The sequence below is a fragment of the Sinomicrobium pectinilyticum genome (assembly GCF_003725735.1).
GTDB lineage: Bacteria > Bacteroidota > Bacteroidia > Flavobacteriales > Flavobacteriaceae > Sinomicrobium > Sinomicrobium pectinilyticum.
In genome coordinates this window covers 21,568-38,974 of the sequence record NZ_RJTM01000059.1, presented here as the reverse complement: position 1 = coordinate 38,974, position 17,407 = coordinate 21,568, and the positions used below count along the sequence as shown (strand labels likewise).

Here is a 17,407-nt window from a genome sequence, read left to right as displayed (position 1 = left end):
CAAGCGTTGGAGAATAAGACCCATTTAATGGGATTTAAACTTAGTGAGGTTAAAAAGAGACAGGAAAATGAAAACGGAAAAAATGTTAGAGGACCTGTTACCCATATGGGATGTAGAACACGATAGTATCCTTTCCAAAAAAGGAGATATCACGGTGGTATTCAAGGCCGAACTCCCGGAGATCTTTACCTTGAGTAACCGGGAGTACGAAGCCTTTCATCAGGCTTGGGTCAAGGCCATCAAAGTGTTACCCAACCATACCGTATTTTGTAAGCAGGATTGGTTTTTGGAAAGCGGACATAGGCCGGATTTTACAAAGGAGGATCTTAGTTTTTTAAGCCGGAGCAGTGAACGGTTCTTTAATGAACGACCATTTTTGGAACATTCCTGCTACATCCTACTAACCAAAAAACCATCGGGGAGAAAACCTTCCTCTTCCCTGTTTTCCAATCTGATCCGTCCGTCCCTGGTTCCTTTCGATACCCTAAACGCCCAAAAATTCCAGGATTTTATGGATAGTTGCGGACAGTTTCGCCGTATCCTGGAGGACAGCGGTTTTGTGCAGCTCGAACGATTAAAAGAGGAAGAACTCCTTAGTGGCCCGGACCGGGCAGGTTTTATGGAATACTATTGCTTTCTTGATGGCGGGGTAACTAAAGGGACTAAGTCCCATTTGATAAAAGATATGGAACTGGGAGGGGACGTTTTGCGGATCGGGGATCGGTATACCCAGCTTTATACCCTTGGGGATGCGGCCGACCTCCCGGCCCTGTGCGGTTCGCGGATGGATTACGATAAATACAGTACCGATAAAACCCGCTTTAGTGTGGGGTTTGCCTCTTCCCTGGGACAATTACTGCCCTGTAACCATATCCTAAGCCAGTACATTTTTGTCGAAGATGCCCAGAAAACCATCAAAAAACTGGAAAGCAAACGGCTACGTCTTCAATCCCTGGCCGCCTATTCCCGGGAAAATGCCATTGCGCGGGATGCGGTAAACGATTTTCTCAATGAAGCCATCAGTGAACAGCGGCTACCGGTCAAGGCTCATTTTAACCTGCTGGTCTGGGCCGATAGCCAGGAAGAACTCCGGGAACTTCGCAATAAAGTCTCTTCAGCTTTGGCCCGGATGGATGCCGTAGCCAAGATAGAGACCACCGGGGCCGGGCAGATCTTTTGGGCCGGGATACCGGGAAATAGTGCTGACTTCCCCATCAATGATACCTTTGACACTTTTGTGGAACAGGCCACCTGCTTTTTAAACCTGGAAACGGGCTATCGTTCTTCCCTGAGTCCCGTAGGGCTCCGCCTGGGCGATCGCCTCACCGGCAAACCTGTCCATGTGGATATCTCCGATGAGCCCATGCAAAAAGGGATTTGTACGAATCGTAATAAATTCATTTTGGGTCCTAGCGGTTCCGGGAAAAGTTTTTTTACCAATCATATGGTACGGTCTTATTATGAGCAGGGGACCCATATTGTCCTGGTGGATGTCGGCCATAGCTATAAAGGGCTGTGCGATATGGTCGGGGGCTATTATTTTACCTACTCGGAGGAAAACCCCATCCGTTTTAACCCTTTTTACATTGGGGAAGGAGACCGTTTGGATACCGAGAAAAAAGAGAGCATCAAAACCTTGCTGCTGGCCCTGTGGAAAAAGGATAATGAAACCTTTAAACGGAGTGAGTATGTAGCGTTGTCTAACGCGTTAACCGGATATTATGAGCATATTGAGCAGTCGCCCGGCGATTTCGCGTGCTTTGATAGTTTTTATGAGTATCTCAAAGACGCCTTTGTCAAGGAACTGGAAGGAGACAATGTCAAGGACAAGGACTTTGATGTCAACAATTTCCTTTACGTGTTGCGTCCCTACTATAAAGGCGGGGAGTTTGACTACCTCCTTAATGCCCGGGAAAACCTCGACCTTTTAGGACAACGGTTTATTGTTTTTGAGCTGGACAATATTAAGGACCATCCTATTTTATTTCCGGTAGTCACCATCATCATCATGGAAGTCTTTATCAATAAGATGCGAAAGCTCAAAGGTATCCGTAAGATGATCCTGATCGAAGAGGCCTGGAAGGCGATTGCCCGGGAGGGTATGGCCGAGTACATTCGTTATCTCTTTAAAACGGTTCGGAAGTTTTTTGGGGAAGCCGTGGTAGTGACCCAGGAAGTTGAGGATATTATCTCCTCCCCTATTGTCAAACAGGCCATTATCAATAACAGTGACTGCAAAATTCTGCTGGACCAATCCAAATACCAGAACAAGTTTGACCAGATCCAGGAGCTGCTGGGGCTGACCGACAAGGAAAAAGCCCTGGTGCTTTCCGTAAACAAGGCCAACGATCCTGCAAAAATGTATAAGGAAGTCTTTATCAGTTTGGGTGGCATGCTTTCCAAAGTATATAGAACAGAAGTTTCTCTTGAGGAGTATTTGGTCTATACCACCGAACAGCGGGAAAAAGTAAAAGTCATGGAGTATGCTGAAAAATTTGGAGGAAACATTCAGAAAGGTATTGGCGCTCTTGCAGCGGACATGAAAAACAACAATTAATCAAGCCACGGATACACGAATATTTCCATAAACATTAGTGAACCTGCCTGCCGACATAGGCAGGTTAGTGGCTCAAGAAAAAAACAGGAATGAAACAACTATTGATAAAAATGACTATGGGGTTACTATGTGTCACCCTGTTAAGTGCAACCCCAGCCCGGGCAGAGGAGCCACCTGCTCCTCTCGGGATCATTCAGGTGATCAAAGCCGGGGTTAAAAAGGTCATTAAAGCCATTGACCTGAAGATACAGCGGCTACAGAACAAGACCATCTGGCTGCAAAATGCCCAGAAGACCATCGAAAACACCCTGTCCAAGCTTAAACTGACCGAGATCTCCGAATGGACAGCACGCCAAAAAGAACTTTACCAGGGATACTATGAGGAATTGGTAAAAGTCAAATCCGTGATCTCTTATTACCAGCGTATCCGCGATATCACCAAAATGCAGGCCGCGATGGTGGACGAATATGGACGGGTATGGCGCCTGCTTCAGCAGGATCATCGGTTTACCCCGGACGAGCTGGGCTATATGGAAAAAGTGTATTCCGGAATGCTGGATGCCAGCCTGGAAAACCTGGACCAGATCTTTTTGATCATTGAAGCTTTTGCCACGCAAATGAGCGATGCCAAACGCTTGGAAACTATTAACCAGGCTGCGGACCGGGTAGAACAGACCTATTTTGACTTAAAGCGATTTAATCGCCAGAATATCCTGCTAAGCCTGCAAAGGGCTAAAAGTGAAAGTGAAGCAGAAGCCGTAAGGCAACTTTACGGTATGGACCATCAAAATCATCAGTGATGAAAAGAGCTATAATAGTATTGTTTGTCCTGGTTTTTATGGGAATTGCTCCGGCTAAGGCCCAGACCTTTTCCGAATGGTGGCGCCAAAAAAAGACCCAAAAGAAATACCTCCTTCAGCAAATCGCCGCCCTACAGGTCTATATTGGTTATGCCCGTAAAGGCTATGCCATTGCCAAAGATGGGTTAAACCTTATCGGAGACCTCAAAGACGGGGAAGTAAACCTTCATGCCGGTTATTTCCGGTCCCTGGAACATGTGAATCCCCGTATTAGGGAATATGCCCGTATCGGTGATATCATCACCCTGGAGTACCATATACTCAAAGGCTATGGGCAAGCCCTGAAACAACTGCGTCAAAGTAATGCTTTTACCGAGGACGAACTGGATTACCTGGTCCGGGTCTTTGGCAAGACCCTGGACCTTTCTTCAGATACCCTGGATGAGCTTATCGCAGTCAGTACCGATGGAAGATTGGAAATGACCGATGATGCCCGGCTGGAACGAATAGACCTTTTGTACCGGCGTATGCTGGAACACTATGGATTTTTCCGGGATTTTAGGCGGCAATGTACCCTCTTGGCTATAGCCCGCCGTAAGGAAGCCGGGGATATTTCAACGGGCTATATACTGTATAACATTCAAAACCCGAAACCATGAAAATCAAAATCACATTTGTCGTTGCGGCTTTTAGCTGCATGTTATGGGCCAGTAGGGCTACGGCCCAGTCCAATGAGGTGACCCAACTGTTGCTTAATGTGGAAAAACTTACCCAGTTTAAGCAGATCCTAAGTGATATGAAAAAAGGCTACCAAATCCTTAGTAAGGGCTACAACACCATCCGGGATCTTTCCCAGGGGAATTTTACGCTGCACCAGGTCTTTTTGGATGAGCTGATGCGGGTGAGCCCGACGGTACGGAACTACAAACGGGTGGCCGATATTATCCGGTACCAGGGATTGTTGGTAAAGGAATACAAGGCCGCTTTTTCCCGGTTTCAAAAGGATGGCAACTTTAACCCGGAAGAATTGGCTTATTTAAAAAAGGTCTATGACCGGCTCTTTAAGGAAAGTCTGCAAAACCTGGATGACCTGGCTACAGTCCTGACCGCTAACAAGCTCCGGATGTCCGATGATGAACGATTGAAAGCCATCGACGGCATTTTTGCCGATATGGAAGATAAACTGGAATTCCTCCGGTATTTTAACAACAAGACCATGGTCCTGGCTATCCAAAAAGCCCGGGAACAACAGGATATCCGAACCCTGGAACTCATCTACGGTGTCCATAATGGACATTAGGCAGCCTGTAAGCCCATAATGGGCATTAAGCAGCCCGTAGTAACGGGCATTAGGCATTAATAAAAATTACTATGAAAATATCTATTAAAATAACAGGATTAGTTGGAGTAGCCATCTTTACTCCTACGCTTAGCGTGGTCGCGCAGGGCAGTGGAAAGATCAGCGGCCTTCACGGGGTGTTACAAGACCTTTATGCCGAGATGATGCCTTTGTGCAGCCAGCTTATCGGTGTTGGCCGCGGCATTGCCGGCTTTGCCGCCCTTTGGTATATCGCCTCTCGCGTATGGCGGCACCTGGCTAATGCCGAGTCCATTGATTTTTATCCCTTGTTCCGGCCTTTTGCCATAGGCCTGTGTATCGCCATCTTTCCTTCGGTGATTGGCCTGATCAATGGGATCATGCAGCCTACGGTGACAGCCACTTCCGCTATGGTTCAGAATTCCGACCAGGCCATTGCCGTACTGCTTCAGAAAAAGGAAGAGGCCATGCGGGAAACCGATGCCTGGAAAGCCTATGTGGGCATTACCGGGGAAGGTGACCGCGATCATTGGTATCGTTATACGCATGACAATGCCAATCCTTCCGAGGAAGGGTTTTGGGAAGGTCTCGGTAATGACATCAAATTCGACTTTATGAAGGATTTTTACCATCTGCGCCATTCTGTCAAACGATGGATGAGTGAAGTCCTCCAGGTAATTTACGAAGCTGCGGCACTTTGTATCGATACCCTGCGCACCTTTCAGCTTATTGTGTTGGCCATCCTTGGCCCTCTGGTCTTTGGCATTGCTGTCTTTGACGGGTTCCAGCATACCCTGGCCGTATGGATCGCCCGCTATCTGAATGTCTTTTTGTGGCTTCCTATCGCCAATATCTTTGGGAGCCTGTTGGGAAAAATCCAGGAGAAAATGATCGAACTGGACTTTACCCGGGTACAGGAGACCGGCGATACATTCTTTAATCAGTATGATGTAGCGTATTTGATTTTCCTGATTATTGGCATTGTAGGGTATTTTACCGTACCGAGCATGGCTAATTACATCATCCATGCCGGAGGTGGCAGTGCCTTTACCCAAAAAGTAACTAACCTCTTATACGCTTCTTCACGGAAAGTGGTTTCCTCTACCACCGCCGAGGCCGGAATGGTGGGGGATGTTATGGGGGATGCCTATGGTAAAATATCCCAAAGCATGGCTGGGCATGGGCAATCTTCAAACTACTTCGGGGATAATTCCAATAACTCCAATAAATATATGAAAGAGAAACTTAAAGGGAATACCTAAATGCCAAATCACCCTTAGGGTGCGCCTTAAAGGCGATTTGGCATTAAAGCAATTTGCACCCTTAGGGTGTTTTGAAACAGTAAAAATGTAGATAGGAGAAAAATGTTTCGAAAAGCTAAAAATATTGATACGGCCTTTAAGCAGGTGCGATTGGTCGCTATGGTCGTTATCGCAGGCTGTGTACTGATCTGTGGTTTTGTGATCTACCAAAGCTATGCCCTGGCCTCCGGGATGCAGGAGCGGGTCTATGTGCTCTCCAATGGAAAAGTATTGGAAGCCTTTGCTTCCAGTCGCAGGGAAAATATCCCGGTGGAAGCCCGGGACCATGTAAAAACCTTTCACTACTGGTTCTTTACCCTCGATCCTGACGATAAGCTGATCCAGGAAAACATCACCAAGGCCCTGTACCTGGCCGACGCCTCAGCCAAAAGACAATACGACAACCTGGAGGAAAAGGGGTATTATGCCCAGGTCATGGCCGGCAATGTCAGCCAGACCATTAAGGTGGACAGTGTTAGGGTAGATACCGGGAACCACCCTTATGGCTTCAGGTGTTATGCCACGCAGGAACTTATCCGAAGGACCAGCATTGTCACCCGGAGCCTGGTCACTGAAGGGGTATTACGTAATATATCCCGGAGTGATAACAACCCGCATGGGTTTTTGATCGAACGTTGGCGGATACTCGAAAACCAGGATATCAGTATCCAAAACCGCAGGTAATTTTTAATGCTGAAAGAATGATGGGAAGAAAGAAGGAAAAAGGACAACACCGGGATAAAGCCTTTTTATGGGCTATTCGCGGGTTACTACAGATCCAGTCCCGGTGGGCGGACTGGATGGAGCGGAAAACAGAAAATATTTCGGCAAGGGCCTGGGCCGTTTTGCTGGCCGGGTTTGTAGTGATTTCCGCAGGGTTTAATACCTGGCTGATCTGGCATAGCCTTTCGGGCCGGGAGCAACAGGAGGTTTCCGTGACGCCGGTGCAAAAACCCGGACATATCACCAGGCCGGGAAATGAGGTGCTCGACAGTTTGGTGAAGGATAGTCTTTTCGGGAAGAAATAAGAGTTAATGTTAAAATGACAAAAGATGATGAAACTGAAAAACAAAAAACAGAAACTCCTGGTAGTTTTGCCGCTATTGGCCCTGCCGTTTATCACCCTGTTGTTCTGGACTATGGGCGGTGGTGGTGGAAGCTCCACTCCCATGGAAAAATGGCAGGGGTTAAACCTGAAGCTGCCTGAAGTGAATCGGGATAAGGACGATCCAAAGGACAAAATGAGCTATTACAAACAAGCGGCTTCGGATTCTGCCAAATGGAAGGAGCAAGCTAAAAACGATCCGTACTATAACCACGTTCCCGATGAGAGCATGCCTAAGGGCGAATCCATTCCGTCTGAAGACCGGGAAAAAGAAACGGGTTTAAAACCTGCTGTTACGATCAACCACCGCGACCCTAATGAAGAAAAGGTCTATCATAAATTGGCTGAACTGGAACAAATCCTGAATAGGCCGGATTCATTATCCACCCCAGCAGAAGCACAGCCCCTGGCTATACCAGGGACCGGAGCCTCTCCGGCCGGGGACTCCCCGGTGGGGGATATTGATCGGTTAGAACAGATGATGGAGCGGATGACCGCCCCGGAAGACGAAGATCCCGAACTCAAACAATTAAACCACATGCTGGAGACCATTTTGGACATCCAGCATCCTGGACGAGTACAACAAAAGCTTCAGCAGGCTTCCCAGAAAAACAAAGGACAGGTCTTTGCAGTATCTTCTATGCCTGAAGAAAACCCTGTATCCCTCTTGGATCAGCAGGATACCCTCCTTGGAGGTGGGACCTCCTTTTACGGACTGGAAGATTTTCCGCAAGAAAATGTTCAGCAAAATGCCGTGGCTGCTGTGATCCATGAAACCCAATCCCTGGTAGCTGGGTCTACCGTCAAACTACGCCTAACCCAGGATATCTATATTGAAGGGGTCCGTATTCCCAAAGGGCATTTTATTTATGGAACGGCTGGGATCTCCGGGGAGCGCCTGGATATTGCTATTGACGGTATCCGTTATCAAAATTCCCTGTTCCCAGTGGAATTACAGGTCTATAGCATGGACGGGATACAGGGGTTACATATCCCCGGGGCTATCACCCGCAAGGTGGCCAAGGAATCCGCCGGGCAAGCAGTACAGGGCTTCGGCCTGACTTCATTTGACACTTCCCTGGAAGCCCACGCAACCAGTGCCGGGATTGAAGCGACCCGCAGCCTGCTTAGTAAAAAAGCGAAACGTATTAAGGTCACCGTTAAAGCCGGTGACCGGGTATTACTTAAAGACAAAAAACAGAAAAACTATTAAAATCATAAATCATGAAAGTAAATTATCGAGATACATATATAGGAATGGCCCTGGTACTTTCCTCATTATTGGGCTTTGCTAATACAGGAACGATTCATACCATTGATGCCTTTCCCATAGCCATTACCACGAACAAAACCACCAACCTGATCTTCCCCTATGAAATACAAAGTGTGGACCGGGGTAGCCGGGAGGTGTTGGTACAAAAGGCCAAAGGGGTAGAAAACATCTTACAGCTCAAAGCTGCCAAAAAAGACATGAAAGAAACCAATCTCACCGTGATCACCACCGATGGCAAATTGTATTCTTTTTTGCTCAACTATAACCCCAACCCTGTGGCGCTTAATTACTCCTTTGGAAAACGGGATATTTCTGAAGTAGCTTTTTCCTCCGAAAAAAACAACGAGGGTATCTTAAAAAAATACTCGGAAATCGCGTTGGGGAAAAAGAAAAAACTACGTGGGGTTAAGGACAAGGGCCACGGGATCAAATTGAGATTAATTGGGCTTTATGTCAAGGACAATGTTATGTATTACCGTTTCCATATCGAAAACAATTCCGATATCCGCTATGATATCGACCAGCTTCGATTTTTTGTCCGGGACCGGAAAAAAGCCAAACGTACTACGTATCAAGAACTGGAAGTTGAGCCGCTATATATCTATAAGGATACGGACAAGGTCGAAGGGCAATCGGAACAGACCCTGGTGGTCGCCTTACCCAAACAGACCATGTCTAACCAAAAGTACCTGGCGGTGCAATTGATGGAAGAAAACGGAGGCAGGCATTTGGAGCTTAAAATAAAGAACAGTAAGCTCATGCGGGCCACCGTATTGTAGTAAATGATGAATGTTGAACTATAAAATGAAAAGTGATGAACGAGGAAAATTTAAGTTTCTTACAGGAACAAGTCATGTATGCCGGGTTCGGAGATACCCTGGACAACGCCTTGAAGGAAAAAATTGCACAGCAACCAGAGACCTTTACGTTGGAGTATCAAACCGAGTACGGTAAGGATAAGGTGAAAGCGGAGCTTCATTTTAGCCAATCCAATAAGGAAGAATACAGTGATATGTATTTTTTTAATTCCTATAAGGTAAAACTGGAACGGGAGGGTCAGCCGGATATGGAGCAACAATTCTATATCAATAAAGGAGGCAGCATTACCCTGAAGGAAGCCTATAACCTGATGTGCGGCCGGTCCGTCCATAAAAATCTTTGGAACAAGAACGGGGAATTATACAACACCTGGCTCCAGATGGATTTTAAGCAGACCAATGACAAGGGGAACTACGGGCTCAAATACTTTAATGAAAACTATGGCTATGACCTGGATGCCGCCTTGCAAAAATATCCCTTGAAAGAACTGGAAAATGAAACTTATAAAGGCAACCTGGTAGAATCTCTCAAAAAGGGAAACCCGGCTTCGGCCACCCTGGTCAAGGAAGGGATGGAAGATCAAAAGGTGTATGTGGTAGCTAATCCTAAGTTTAAGTCCGTGACCCTGTATGATAGCAATATGCAACGTTTGGGCCGCAGGCGAAGGGAAAAGCAAAACACCGAACAAAAGCAATCCAAAAAGGAAAGCCAGTCACAGAACGGGGAGGAAAACTCCCCTTCGGCTAAAAAGAAAACCAGGCGAAAAGCCAGGGCGGTCTGATTTTCCTTCTTATAGCAATCAAAATGAAGAAATCTGCTATGGAAAACAGGGTAGAAAACGAGCTCGATGAGTGGCTCACCAGGGAGCGACGTTTTCAAAAACTATTTTCCTTTTCCCTGGACAACAACCGGGCGTTTTTAAGGGAAAAGTTACGGTATTACCGTACGCTCCAGGCCAAATACAGGGCCAGGGCGGGGCCAAAGGAACAGTTGACCCTGCGTATGATGCGTCAGGAACAACGGGCCATTGAAAAGCAGCTGTATCCTAACCTGTGGGTGCGCCTGGGATATAAAGTCTTATTGGATATCATAGGGACATCAAGCGGTAAGGAACAAAAAAGGTATACCGCCAATATCCGGGATTTACAGGAATCCTTCCGGAAGCTGGGGTTCCCGGATATTCCCTTAGACAAACAACAACTGGCAGACCGGCAAAAAATGACCGTCCCAGTATCCTACGAGGTCGGGGAAAATAAGCGGATGGCTTTTGAACTTCAGCTCAAACAGGGGGATAAAGGACAATTTTACCTGGAAGGCTATACCGCTGCTCTGCATGAGACAGGAGCAGGTTCCGGTGTTAAAAAGCAGTATTTCCAGGTAGACCGGGAAAATAACATAAATACCCGGCAAGCTTATAACCTGCTCTCTGGTCGCCCGGTGGTACAGGGAAACGGGGAGAACAGGCACTGGATGCAATTGGATTTTAATGATAGGGATCCCCATGGCAATTACCGGGTAAAACGGTTTTATCCCGGTTATGGCTTTGACCTGGAAAAAAAGCTCCGGGAATTGCCCTTAAAGGAACTCAGAACTCCGGAAGAAAGAAGAAAACTAATAAAAGCCCTTCATAACGGGGAACAAAAGGAAGTGACCCTTATTCAGGGGTATAAGCAACAAAGGATAATTCTGGAAGCTAATCCCAGGTTTAAATCACTGAACCTGTATAATGGTAAAGGAGAGAAAATCTCCCTTGCCCAAGCTTTAAATGGTAAAATATCGAAAAGAACCAGGCTGAAGAAAGGGAAGCGATTGGGAAAAGGACGGCCTGGTAAGGATCGTTTCCTGGTCAAACGGAGGTGATCAGGTCATGGAACATTTAAAAGTAAAGCCCGAGGTTCGGGCTTTTGTTCGTAAAAATAGCGGCATTGATGAACCTGTTAGGTTCTTCCTCTACCCTACACTATTTCCCAAAACTCGAAATTGATTTCCCTTGAGTAGTATTGACTAAATAAGTATACTTGTAAGAATAAGACTGTTAATTCATTTTGTGTCTTAGAATAAAAGAATGATGATGATGAAAAAAGACAGCAATAATAACGATATTGTAAATGAAGTTATTTCAAAGACATACCAAGAAATAGAACGGAAAAAAGAGCAGAAATTGCTAAATTTGATAGTAGAAATAATAGTGGAAATAACCTTAAAAGAGTATTATGAAGAGAGCAATCAGATATCTCCGCTTTAGCCATATAGGACAAAGTAATAGTTCTATTGAAAGACAAGAATTATACACTGACCAGTGGTTACAATTACATGATGTAGAACTGGTAGATACCTTTATAGATCGGGGGAAAAGTGCAAAAACATTTGACCGTCCGGATTTTGTTAAGCTACAGGCATTCATTACTAAACACTATAAAACAGTAGATTACCTTTTAGTCGATCAGCTTGACCGGTTCAGCCGAAATGCCGGAGAAGCTATGAGCATGGTAAAAATGCTACAGAAGAAATATAATATTCAAGTAGTAAGTGTTTCGGAAGGTATTACTTTCGACTATGATACCCCAGGCAGCTTTTTCCGGGCCGGGCTTCAACTTTTACTGGCCGAAGAAGATAATATCAACCGTAGTATAAAAATTAGAGGGGGTATCTATACTGCTATGGCAAAGGAAGGACGTCATTTATTTAAAGTTCCTCCATACGGATATAGAAAAGAAGGTGAAAATAAAGCCCGTCGTCTTATTGTTGAAGAAGGTGAAGCTCGAATTGTAAGGTTTATATATGATGCCTATTTACGGGATATCCCTCTTTATAAGATAAAAGAAAAAGCTCGTGCAATGGGGCTCAAAAGAAAAGGAAATTCCGCCATAGAACGGATACTTACCAGCCCTATTTATGCCGGCTTGCTTAAGGTTAAACCATACAAAGAATATAGAGGAGGGCTTTTTCCTGCCATTCATGAACCTATAATAGACAAGGCTACCTGGCACATTGTACAGAATAAAATAAAAACACCTGAAAAAACCAAATCCATAATTAATGACAATATCCCTCTCAGAGGTATCTTAAAATGTCATTGTGGTAATCCCTTGACAGGTGCTGCTTCCAGAGGAAAATTAGGAAAATACTACTATTATTACAAGTGCAACAATACTTCTAAGCACAATAATATCAGTGCTATAAAAGCACATCAACAATTTCTTGGCATATGTAAACTTATGAGCATACCTGAAAGGGATATACAATTAATCCGAAAAAAAAGCAACATTCGTCTTGAATTTGAAATAAAAAAGAATAGGAAAACAGTAGTAACAAAAAAGGAACAATTAGAACAAGTAAAAGAAAAACTCTATGCTGTAGAGGACAAATGGATTAGAAATGAAATTAGCAAGGATACTTATAACAGGTGGTACTCCACGTATAATCAAAGCATCATAGAATTAGAGCATTCCATAAATCATACAAATAATAATCAAGATCAGGCATTTGACCTCTTAAACAAAAACCTTGATCTTCTAACGGATATGGCTTATATCTATACTTCGGCAGATACTTTAAAGAAAAGAGAGTTTGTCAAAACGGTGTTCGATAATAACTTATACTATAAAAATGGCATCTATCGAACCCCGACAATGCTAAATCTACTAAGCCATAATCACCTTAAAATGAAACAAAAAGGATTACTTATTTACGAAAAAAAAGCGGAATTTCACAAAGAAATCCCGCTATGTGGAGAAGATGGGACTCGAACCCACGACCTTTTGACTGCCAGTCAAACGCTCTAGCCAGCTGAGCTACATCCCCATTATATCAATAATTTTGAAACAGTGTATTGCTTTTTCTGTTTCAGGGGGCAATATTACGCATTTTTTTCATTACACCGCAAAAAAATAATCTCTTTTTCTTTTCCAAAAAAGGCCGGACGGGGTGCCGGCCCTTTTGACATAAACAGGTATTACACCTGTTATTTGTTCATATACTCCTCGATCTCTTCGACTTCAAGCGGTATGTTTTTCATCAGGTTTACGGGCTCACCCTGCTCTTGTATTACCATATCATCTTCCAGGCGTATTCCCATTTTTTCTCCCGGTATGTAGATCCCGGGCTCTACGGTAAATACCATATTCGCGGTCATGGGGGTTTTCAAGGCACCGTAATCGTGTGTATCCAGCCCCATATGATGAGATGTTCCGTGCATAAAATATTTTTTATACGCCGGCCAGTCCGGATCTTCGTTTTGCACATCGGCCTTGTCCAGTAATCCCAGTCCCAGTAATTCGGAAGTCATGATCTTACCTACTTCCTTGTGATATTCCGCCCACATGGTACCCGGAACCAGCATTTTCGTAGCTTCTTTTTTCACCCGCAATACGGCATTGTATACTTCTTTCTGCCTCTCCGTAAAGCGTCCGTTTACAGGAATCGTACGGGTCATGTCACTGGAATAATTGGCATATTCCGCTCCAACATCCATGAGCAGCATGTCCCCGTCCTTACATTGCTGGTTGTTCTCTATATAATGCAGCACACAGGCGCTGAATCCGGAACCTACGATAGGAGTATATGCAAATCCCCTGGAACGGTTACGCAAAAACTCGTGCATGTACTCCGCCTCGATCTCATATTCCCATACACCCGGTTTCACAAAACCGAGAACCCGTTTAAAGCCTTTTTCCGTTATTTCACAGGCCTGCCGGATCAGGGCTATTTCCTCCGGTTCTTTTACGCCTCTTATCGTCTGTAGTATCGGGTTACTTTTTTCCCATTTGTGCGCCGGGAATTTTTCCTTGCACCATTTTATAAAACGATCTTCCCTGGTCTGTGTCTCCACCGCCTGGCGATAGTGTTCATTCGTATTGAAATATACTGTTTCGGCCTCAGTCATAATATCAAAAAATACCTTGTCAAAATCTTCAAGCCAGTACACTGTTTTTATACCGCTTACCTCATAGGCCTTTTCTTTGTCCAGTTTGGCACCTTCCCATATGGCTATGTGTTCATTCGTTTCCCGTACAAAAAGGATCTCCCTGTGTTTTACATCTGTAGCATCCGGAAAGAGTACCAGTATACTTTCTTCCTGGTCCACCCCGCTCAGGTAAAAAATATCCCGTGCCTGCTGAAAAGGCATCGTGCTGTCCGCCCCGATCGGGTATATATCGTTACTATTAAAAACCGCTATACTTCCGGGCTTCATTTTTGCGGTAAACTTAGCACGGTTTTTCACAAACAGATTCCTGTCTATAGGGTTGTATTTCATAATGGAATAACTTTTTTGAAGATTGTATTATCCGGCATTATCGCCGCGAAACAAAAGTATAAATTTGCCCAGGAACTCCACATTTTATTCTCTTAAAGTTTAAAATGTAACACTCGGAACTGTAGAAGCTCGCCTCCCTTCTTTATACTCATTCTAAATTCCCGTGAAAACAAGAGCCAAAGTTTTGCCAAAATCTTCTTCCGCAGTATTTTTGTCGGGTTAAAAAACAACTAAACCGATGAGTGGAATCATAAAATCTTCCATTGCCAGAAAAGTGTCCATGGGTCTTTCCGCCCTTTTTCTGTTAATCTTTCTTTTACAACATTTAATCGTTAATTTCAGTTCGGTTCTTAGTGCCGAAATGTTTAACGAGTTTTCTCATTTTATGGGGACCAATCCTTTAGTACAATTTGTTCTGCAGCCCATACTTATTTTTGGTGTTGTGTTTCACTTCGTTATGGGATTCATCCTCGAGATACGGAACAACAGGGCCAGGGATGTGAAATACGTCCAATATAAAGGTAGTGCCAATTCTTCCTGGATGTCCAGGAACATGATATACAGCGGTATTGTCATCCTCGCTTTCCTTGGGCTTCACTTTTACGATTTCTGGTTTCCGGAAATAGGCTACAAATACATCCATTTCCTCCCGGAAGACCCCAACAGGTACTACGGGGAGCTCGTGGAAAAATTCCACGATCCGATAAGAGTAATATTGTATTGCCTTGCATTTGTTTTCTTGGCCTTACACCTTTTACACGGATTCAGTTCTTCCTTCCAGTCCGTCGGGTTTAACAACAAGTATTCTCCCGCTGTCCACAAAACCGGAAAAGTATATGCAATACTGATCCCGCTGGGATTCGTGTTCATAGCGCTTTTTCACTATTTCAATTCACTATAATTCGCAATTATGGCTACTGTAGATTCCAAAATACCACAAGGCCCTCTGGCAGATAAGTGGACCAATTATAAAAATAATATCCGGCTGGTCAATCCTGCCAACAAACGGAAGATAGATGTTATTATCGTAGGTACCGGGCTTGCCGGCGGATCGGCTGCGGCTACCCTGGCCGAACTGGGATATAACGTAAAGGCATTTTGCTATCAGGACTCTCCAAGGCGTGCGCACTCCATCGCCGCACAGGGAGGTATCAATGCCGCCAAGAACTATCAGGGCGACGGGGATTCGGTATACCGGTTATTTTACGACACCATAAAAGGGGGCGATTATCGTTCGCGCGAAGCTAACGTGTATCGTCTTGCGGAAGTTTCTGCCAATATCATAGACCAATGTGTAGCCCAGGGAGTTCCTTTCGCACGCGACTATGGCGGGCTCCTGGACAACCGTTCTTTCGGCGGTGTATTGGTATCCCGTACCTTTTACGCAAAAGGACAAACCGGGCAGCAATTATTGCTCGGGGCATATTCTGCCATGAACCGGCAGATCGCCAAAGGTAAAATCACCATGTACAACCGTCACGAAATGCTAGATGTGGTTGTCGTAGATGGCAAAGCAAGGGGCATCATAGCCCGGAACCTTATCACCGGGGAGATCGAAAGACATTCGGCACATGCGGTTGTCATTGCCTCCGGAGGATACGGAAATGTATTTTTCCTATCCACCAACGCCATGGGATCGAACGCCACGGCTGCCTGGAAAATACACAAACGAGGGGCTTATTTTGCCAATCCCTGTTACACGCAGATACACCCTACCTGCATACCTGTTCACGGAGACCAGCAGTCCAAACTGACACTGATGTCCGAATCACTCCGTAACGACGGCCGTATCTGGGTGCCGAAGAAGCTGGAAGATGCCAAAGCGGTGCGCGAAGGAAAGCTGAGCCCTACCGACATTGCCGAGGAAGACAGGGATTACTACCTGGAAAGACGTTATCCTTCTTTCGGAAACCTCGTTCCGAGAGACGTGGCGTCCAGGGCTGCCAAAGAACGTTGTGATGCCGGATTCGGAATCATCAACAACAGTACCAACGAAGGCGTGTTCCTCGATTTCTCATCCGCTATCGAACGATACGGAAAAGAACAGGCGCACATTCATGGTATTCACAACCCTTCCAAAGAAAAAATCATTCAACTCGGTGAGGAGGTCGTAGCTTCCAAATACGGAAACCTCTTTGATATGTACCAGCAGATCACGGACGACAACCCGTACAAAACACCGATGAAGATATATCCGGCGGTACACTATACCATGGGAGGCATATGGGTAGACTATAACCTCATGACTACCGTACCGGGACTTTACGCCATAGGAGAAGCCAATTTCTCCGATCACGGGGCAAACCGCCTGGGGGCTTCTGCACTGATGCAGGGACTCGCCGACGGATACTTCGTGTTACCATACACCATCGGGGATTACCTCGCCGATGACATCCGTACCGGTCCGATCCCTACCGACACTCCGGAATTTGATGCGGCAGAAAAGAATGTTACCGACAGCATAGAACGGCTTATCAACAACAACGGTAAGCACTCCGTAGATTATTTTCATAAAAAACTGGGGCTTATTATGTGGAATAAAGTAGGAATGGCCAGAAATGCCAAGGGGCTTTCCGAAGCTATCCACGAAATTGCCGAGCTGCGTGAACAATTCTGGAAAGAAGTAAAGGTGCCGGGGACCGCAAACGAATTTAACCAGGAACTGGAAAAAGCAGGTCGTGTAGCAGATTTCCTCGAACTCGGAGAGCTGTTTGCAAGAGATGCCCTGGAAAGGAACGAATCCTGCGGCGGGCACTACAGGGAAGAATATCAGACCGAAGAAGGAGAGGCAAAAAGGGATGATGAGAACTACACTTACGTAGCGGCATGGGAATACACAGGAAAACCATCCGAGGCCATCCTTCACAAAGAAGACCTTAAGTTCGAGAACGTGGAACTCAAAACCCGTTCCTATAAATAATATCATTGTAAAGATGTACGGCCGTACGTCTACACGGGAAAAACAGCCGTGCATCTC

Annotated in this window: 15 protein-coding genes, 1 tRNA gene and 1 pseudogene; 15 read left to right on the top strand and 2 right to left on the bottom strand. The window is 45.3% G+C overall.

The window, feature by feature from the left end; translation table 11 throughout:
- The first annotated feature begins 67 nt into the window (after window positions 1–67).
- The 13 genes and pseudogenes from ED312_RS08475 to ED312_RS24495 form a co-directional block, all read left to right on the top strand.
- Complete coding sequence (locus tag ED312_RS08475) at window positions 68–2,557, top strand: TraG family conjugative transposon ATPase (RefSeq protein ID WP_123215571.1); 2,490 nt, start codon at window positions 68–70, stop codon at window positions 2,555–2,557.
- A gap of 89 nt (window positions 2,558–2,646) precedes the next feature.
- Window positions 2,647–3,357 (top strand): conjugal transfer protein TraI, encoded by a 711-nt coding sequence (locus tag ED312_RS08470; protein ID WP_123215570.1) that lies wholly within the window; start codon window positions 2,647–2,649, stop codon window positions 3,355–3,357.
- Window positions 3,357–4,016 carry a hypothetical protein gene (locus ED312_RS08465; RefSeq protein ID WP_240643063.1) on the top strand — a complete coding sequence of 220 codons (660 nt, stop codon included), beginning with the start codon at window positions 3,357–3,359 and terminating at the stop codon, window positions 4,014–4,016. The genes ED312_RS08470 and ED312_RS08465 overlap by 1 nt, the downstream gene beginning before the upstream one ends.
- Window positions 4,013–4,657: a tellurite resistance TerB family protein gene (locus tag ED312_RS08460; protein ID WP_240643062.1), complete on the top strand. Its 645-nt coding sequence runs from the start codon at window positions 4,013–4,015 to the stop codon at window positions 4,655–4,657. The genes ED312_RS08465 and ED312_RS08460 overlap by 4 nt, the downstream gene beginning before the upstream one ends.
- Before the next feature lie 71 nt (window positions 4,658–4,728).
- Window positions 4,729–5,937 carry a conjugative transposon protein TraJ gene (gene traJ / locus ED312_RS08455; RefSeq protein ID WP_123215569.1) on the top strand — a complete coding sequence of 403 codons (1,209 nt, stop codon included), beginning with the start codon at window positions 4,729–4,731 and terminating at the stop codon, window positions 5,935–5,937.
- A gap of 102 nt (window positions 5,938–6,039) precedes the next feature.
- Window positions 6,040–6,660, top strand: coding sequence for a conjugative transposon protein TraK (gene traK / locus ED312_RS08450; RefSeq protein ID WP_123215568.1), 621 nt, complete (start codon window positions 6,040–6,042; stop codon window positions 6,658–6,660).
- A 17-nt stretch (window positions 6,661–6,677) separates the two neighbouring features.
- Window positions 6,678–7,004 (top strand): hypothetical protein, encoded by a 327-nt coding sequence (locus tag ED312_RS08445; protein WP_123215567.1) that lies wholly within the window; start codon window positions 6,678–6,680, stop codon window positions 7,002–7,004.
- 24 nt (window positions 7,005–7,028) lie between these two features.
- Entirely contained in the window at window positions 7,029–8,294 is a 1,266-nt protein-coding gene (gene traM, locus ED312_RS08440; protein WP_123215566.1) for a conjugative transposon protein TraM, read from the top strand.
- An 11-nt stretch (window positions 8,295–8,305) separates the two neighbouring features.
- Complete coding sequence (traN, locus tag ED312_RS08435) at window positions 8,306–9,133, top strand: conjugative transposon protein TraN (protein ID WP_240643061.1); 828 nt, start codon at window positions 8,306–8,308, stop codon at window positions 9,131–9,133.
- A 35-nt stretch (window positions 9,134–9,168) separates the two neighbouring features.
- A complete protein-coding gene (locus ED312_RS08430; RefSeq protein WP_123215565.1) occupies window positions 9,169–9,954 on the top strand; it encodes a hypothetical protein in 786 nt (261 codons plus the stop codon).
- Between the two features lie 23 nt (window positions 9,955–9,977).
- A complete protein-coding gene (locus tag ED312_RS08425) occupies window positions 9,978–11,033 on the top strand; it encodes a hypothetical protein (RefSeq protein ID WP_148044249.1) in 1,056 nt (351 codons plus the stop codon).
- Between the two features lie 211 nt (window positions 11,034–11,244).
- Window positions 11,245–11,418, top strand: a complete 174-nt coding sequence (locus ED312_RS23575) for a hypothetical protein (RefSeq protein ID WP_170164470.1) — start codon at window positions 11,245–11,247, stop codon at window positions 11,416–11,418.
- Window positions 11,387–12,346, top strand: a pseudogene (locus tag ED312_RS24495) (recombinase family protein); the annotation flags it as partial. The gene ED312_RS23575 and the pseudogene ED312_RS24495, both read left to right, overlap by 32 nt.
- Window positions 12,347–12,903: 557 nt before the next feature.
- Here ED312_RS24495 and ED312_RS08410 read toward each other — a convergent pair.
- Window positions 12,904–12,977 (bottom strand) — tRNA-Ala (locus ED312_RS08410).
- Between the two features lie 160 nt (window positions 12,978–13,137).
- Window positions 13,138–14,430 (bottom strand): aminopeptidase P family protein, encoded by a 1,293-nt coding sequence (locus ED312_RS08405; protein WP_123215563.1) that lies wholly within the window; start codon window positions 14,428–14,430, stop codon window positions 13,138–13,140.
- A 238-nt stretch (window positions 14,431–14,668) separates the two neighbouring features.
- Between ED312_RS08405 and ED312_RS08400 the strand changes: the two genes are divergently transcribed.
- Together ED312_RS08400 and ED312_RS08395 are read left to right on the top strand one after the other, a co-directional pair.
- On the top strand, window positions 14,669–15,331 hold the full coding sequence (locus tag ED312_RS08400; protein WP_123215562.1) for a succinate dehydrogenase cytochrome b subunit: 663 nt from the start codon (window positions 14,669–14,671) through the stop codon (window positions 15,329–15,331).
- A 9-nt stretch (window positions 15,332–15,340) separates the two neighbouring features.
- The gene (locus ED312_RS08395; protein ID WP_123215561.1) at window positions 15,341–17,350 is read left to right on the top strand and encodes a fumarate reductase/succinate dehydrogenase flavoprotein subunit; all 2,010 of its coding nucleotides are present in this window, start codon (window positions 15,341–15,343) and stop codon (window positions 17,348–17,350) included.
- The last annotated feature ends 57 nt before the right edge of the window (window positions 17,351–17,407 follow it).

Coding starts and splice junctions, on each gene's coding strand:
- ED312_RS23575 (WP_170164470.1), top strand. CDS start 11,245: ATGATGAAAAAAGACAGCAATAATAACGATATTGTAAATGAAGTTATT.
- ED312_RS08445 (WP_123215567.1), top strand. CDS start 6,678: ATGATGGGAAGAAAGAAGGAAAAAGGACAACACCGGGATAAAGCCTTT.
- ED312_RS08405 (WP_123215563.1), bottom strand. CDS start 14,430: ATGAAATACAACCCTATAGACAGGAATCTGTTTGTGAAAAACCGTGCT.
- ED312_RS08465 (WP_240643063.1), top strand. CDS start 3,357: ATGAAAAGAGCTATAATAGTATTGTTTGTCCTGGTTTTTATGGGAATT.
- traJ (WP_123215569.1), top strand. CDS start 4,729: ATGAAAATATCTATTAAAATAACAGGATTAGTTGGAGTAGCCATCTTT.
- ED312_RS08470 (WP_123215570.1), top strand. CDS start 2,647: ATGAAACAACTATTGATAAAAATGACTATGGGGTTACTATGTGTCACC.
- ED312_RS08400 (WP_123215562.1), top strand. CDS start 14,669: ATGAGTGGAATCATAAAATCTTCCATTGCCAGAAAAGTGTCCATGGGT.
- ED312_RS08430 (WP_123215565.1), top strand. CDS start 9,169: ATGAACGAGGAAAATTTAAGTTTCTTACAGGAACAAGTCATGTATGCC.
- ED312_RS08425 (WP_148044249.1), top strand. CDS start 9,978: ATGAAGAAATCTGCTATGGAAAACAGGGTAGAAAACGAGCTCGATGAG.
- traK (WP_123215568.1), top strand. CDS start 6,040: ATGTTTCGAAAAGCTAAAAATATTGATACGGCCTTTAAGCAGGTGCGA.
- ED312_RS08460 (WP_240643062.1), top strand. CDS start 4,013: ATGAAAATCAAAATCACATTTGTCGTTGCGGCTTTTAGCTGCATGTTA.
- ED312_RS08475 (WP_123215571.1), top strand. CDS start 68: ATGAAAACGGAAAAAATGTTAGAGGACCTGTTACCCATATGGGATGTA.
- traM (WP_123215566.1), top strand. CDS start 7,029: ATGATGAAACTGAAAAACAAAAAACAGAAACTCCTGGTAGTTTTGCCG.
- ED312_RS08395 (WP_123215561.1), top strand. CDS start 15,341: ATGGCTACTGTAGATTCCAAAATACCACAAGGCCCTCTGGCAGATAAG.
- traN (WP_240643061.1), top strand. CDS start 8,306: ATGAAAGTAAATTATCGAGATACATATATAGGAATGGCCCTGGTACTT.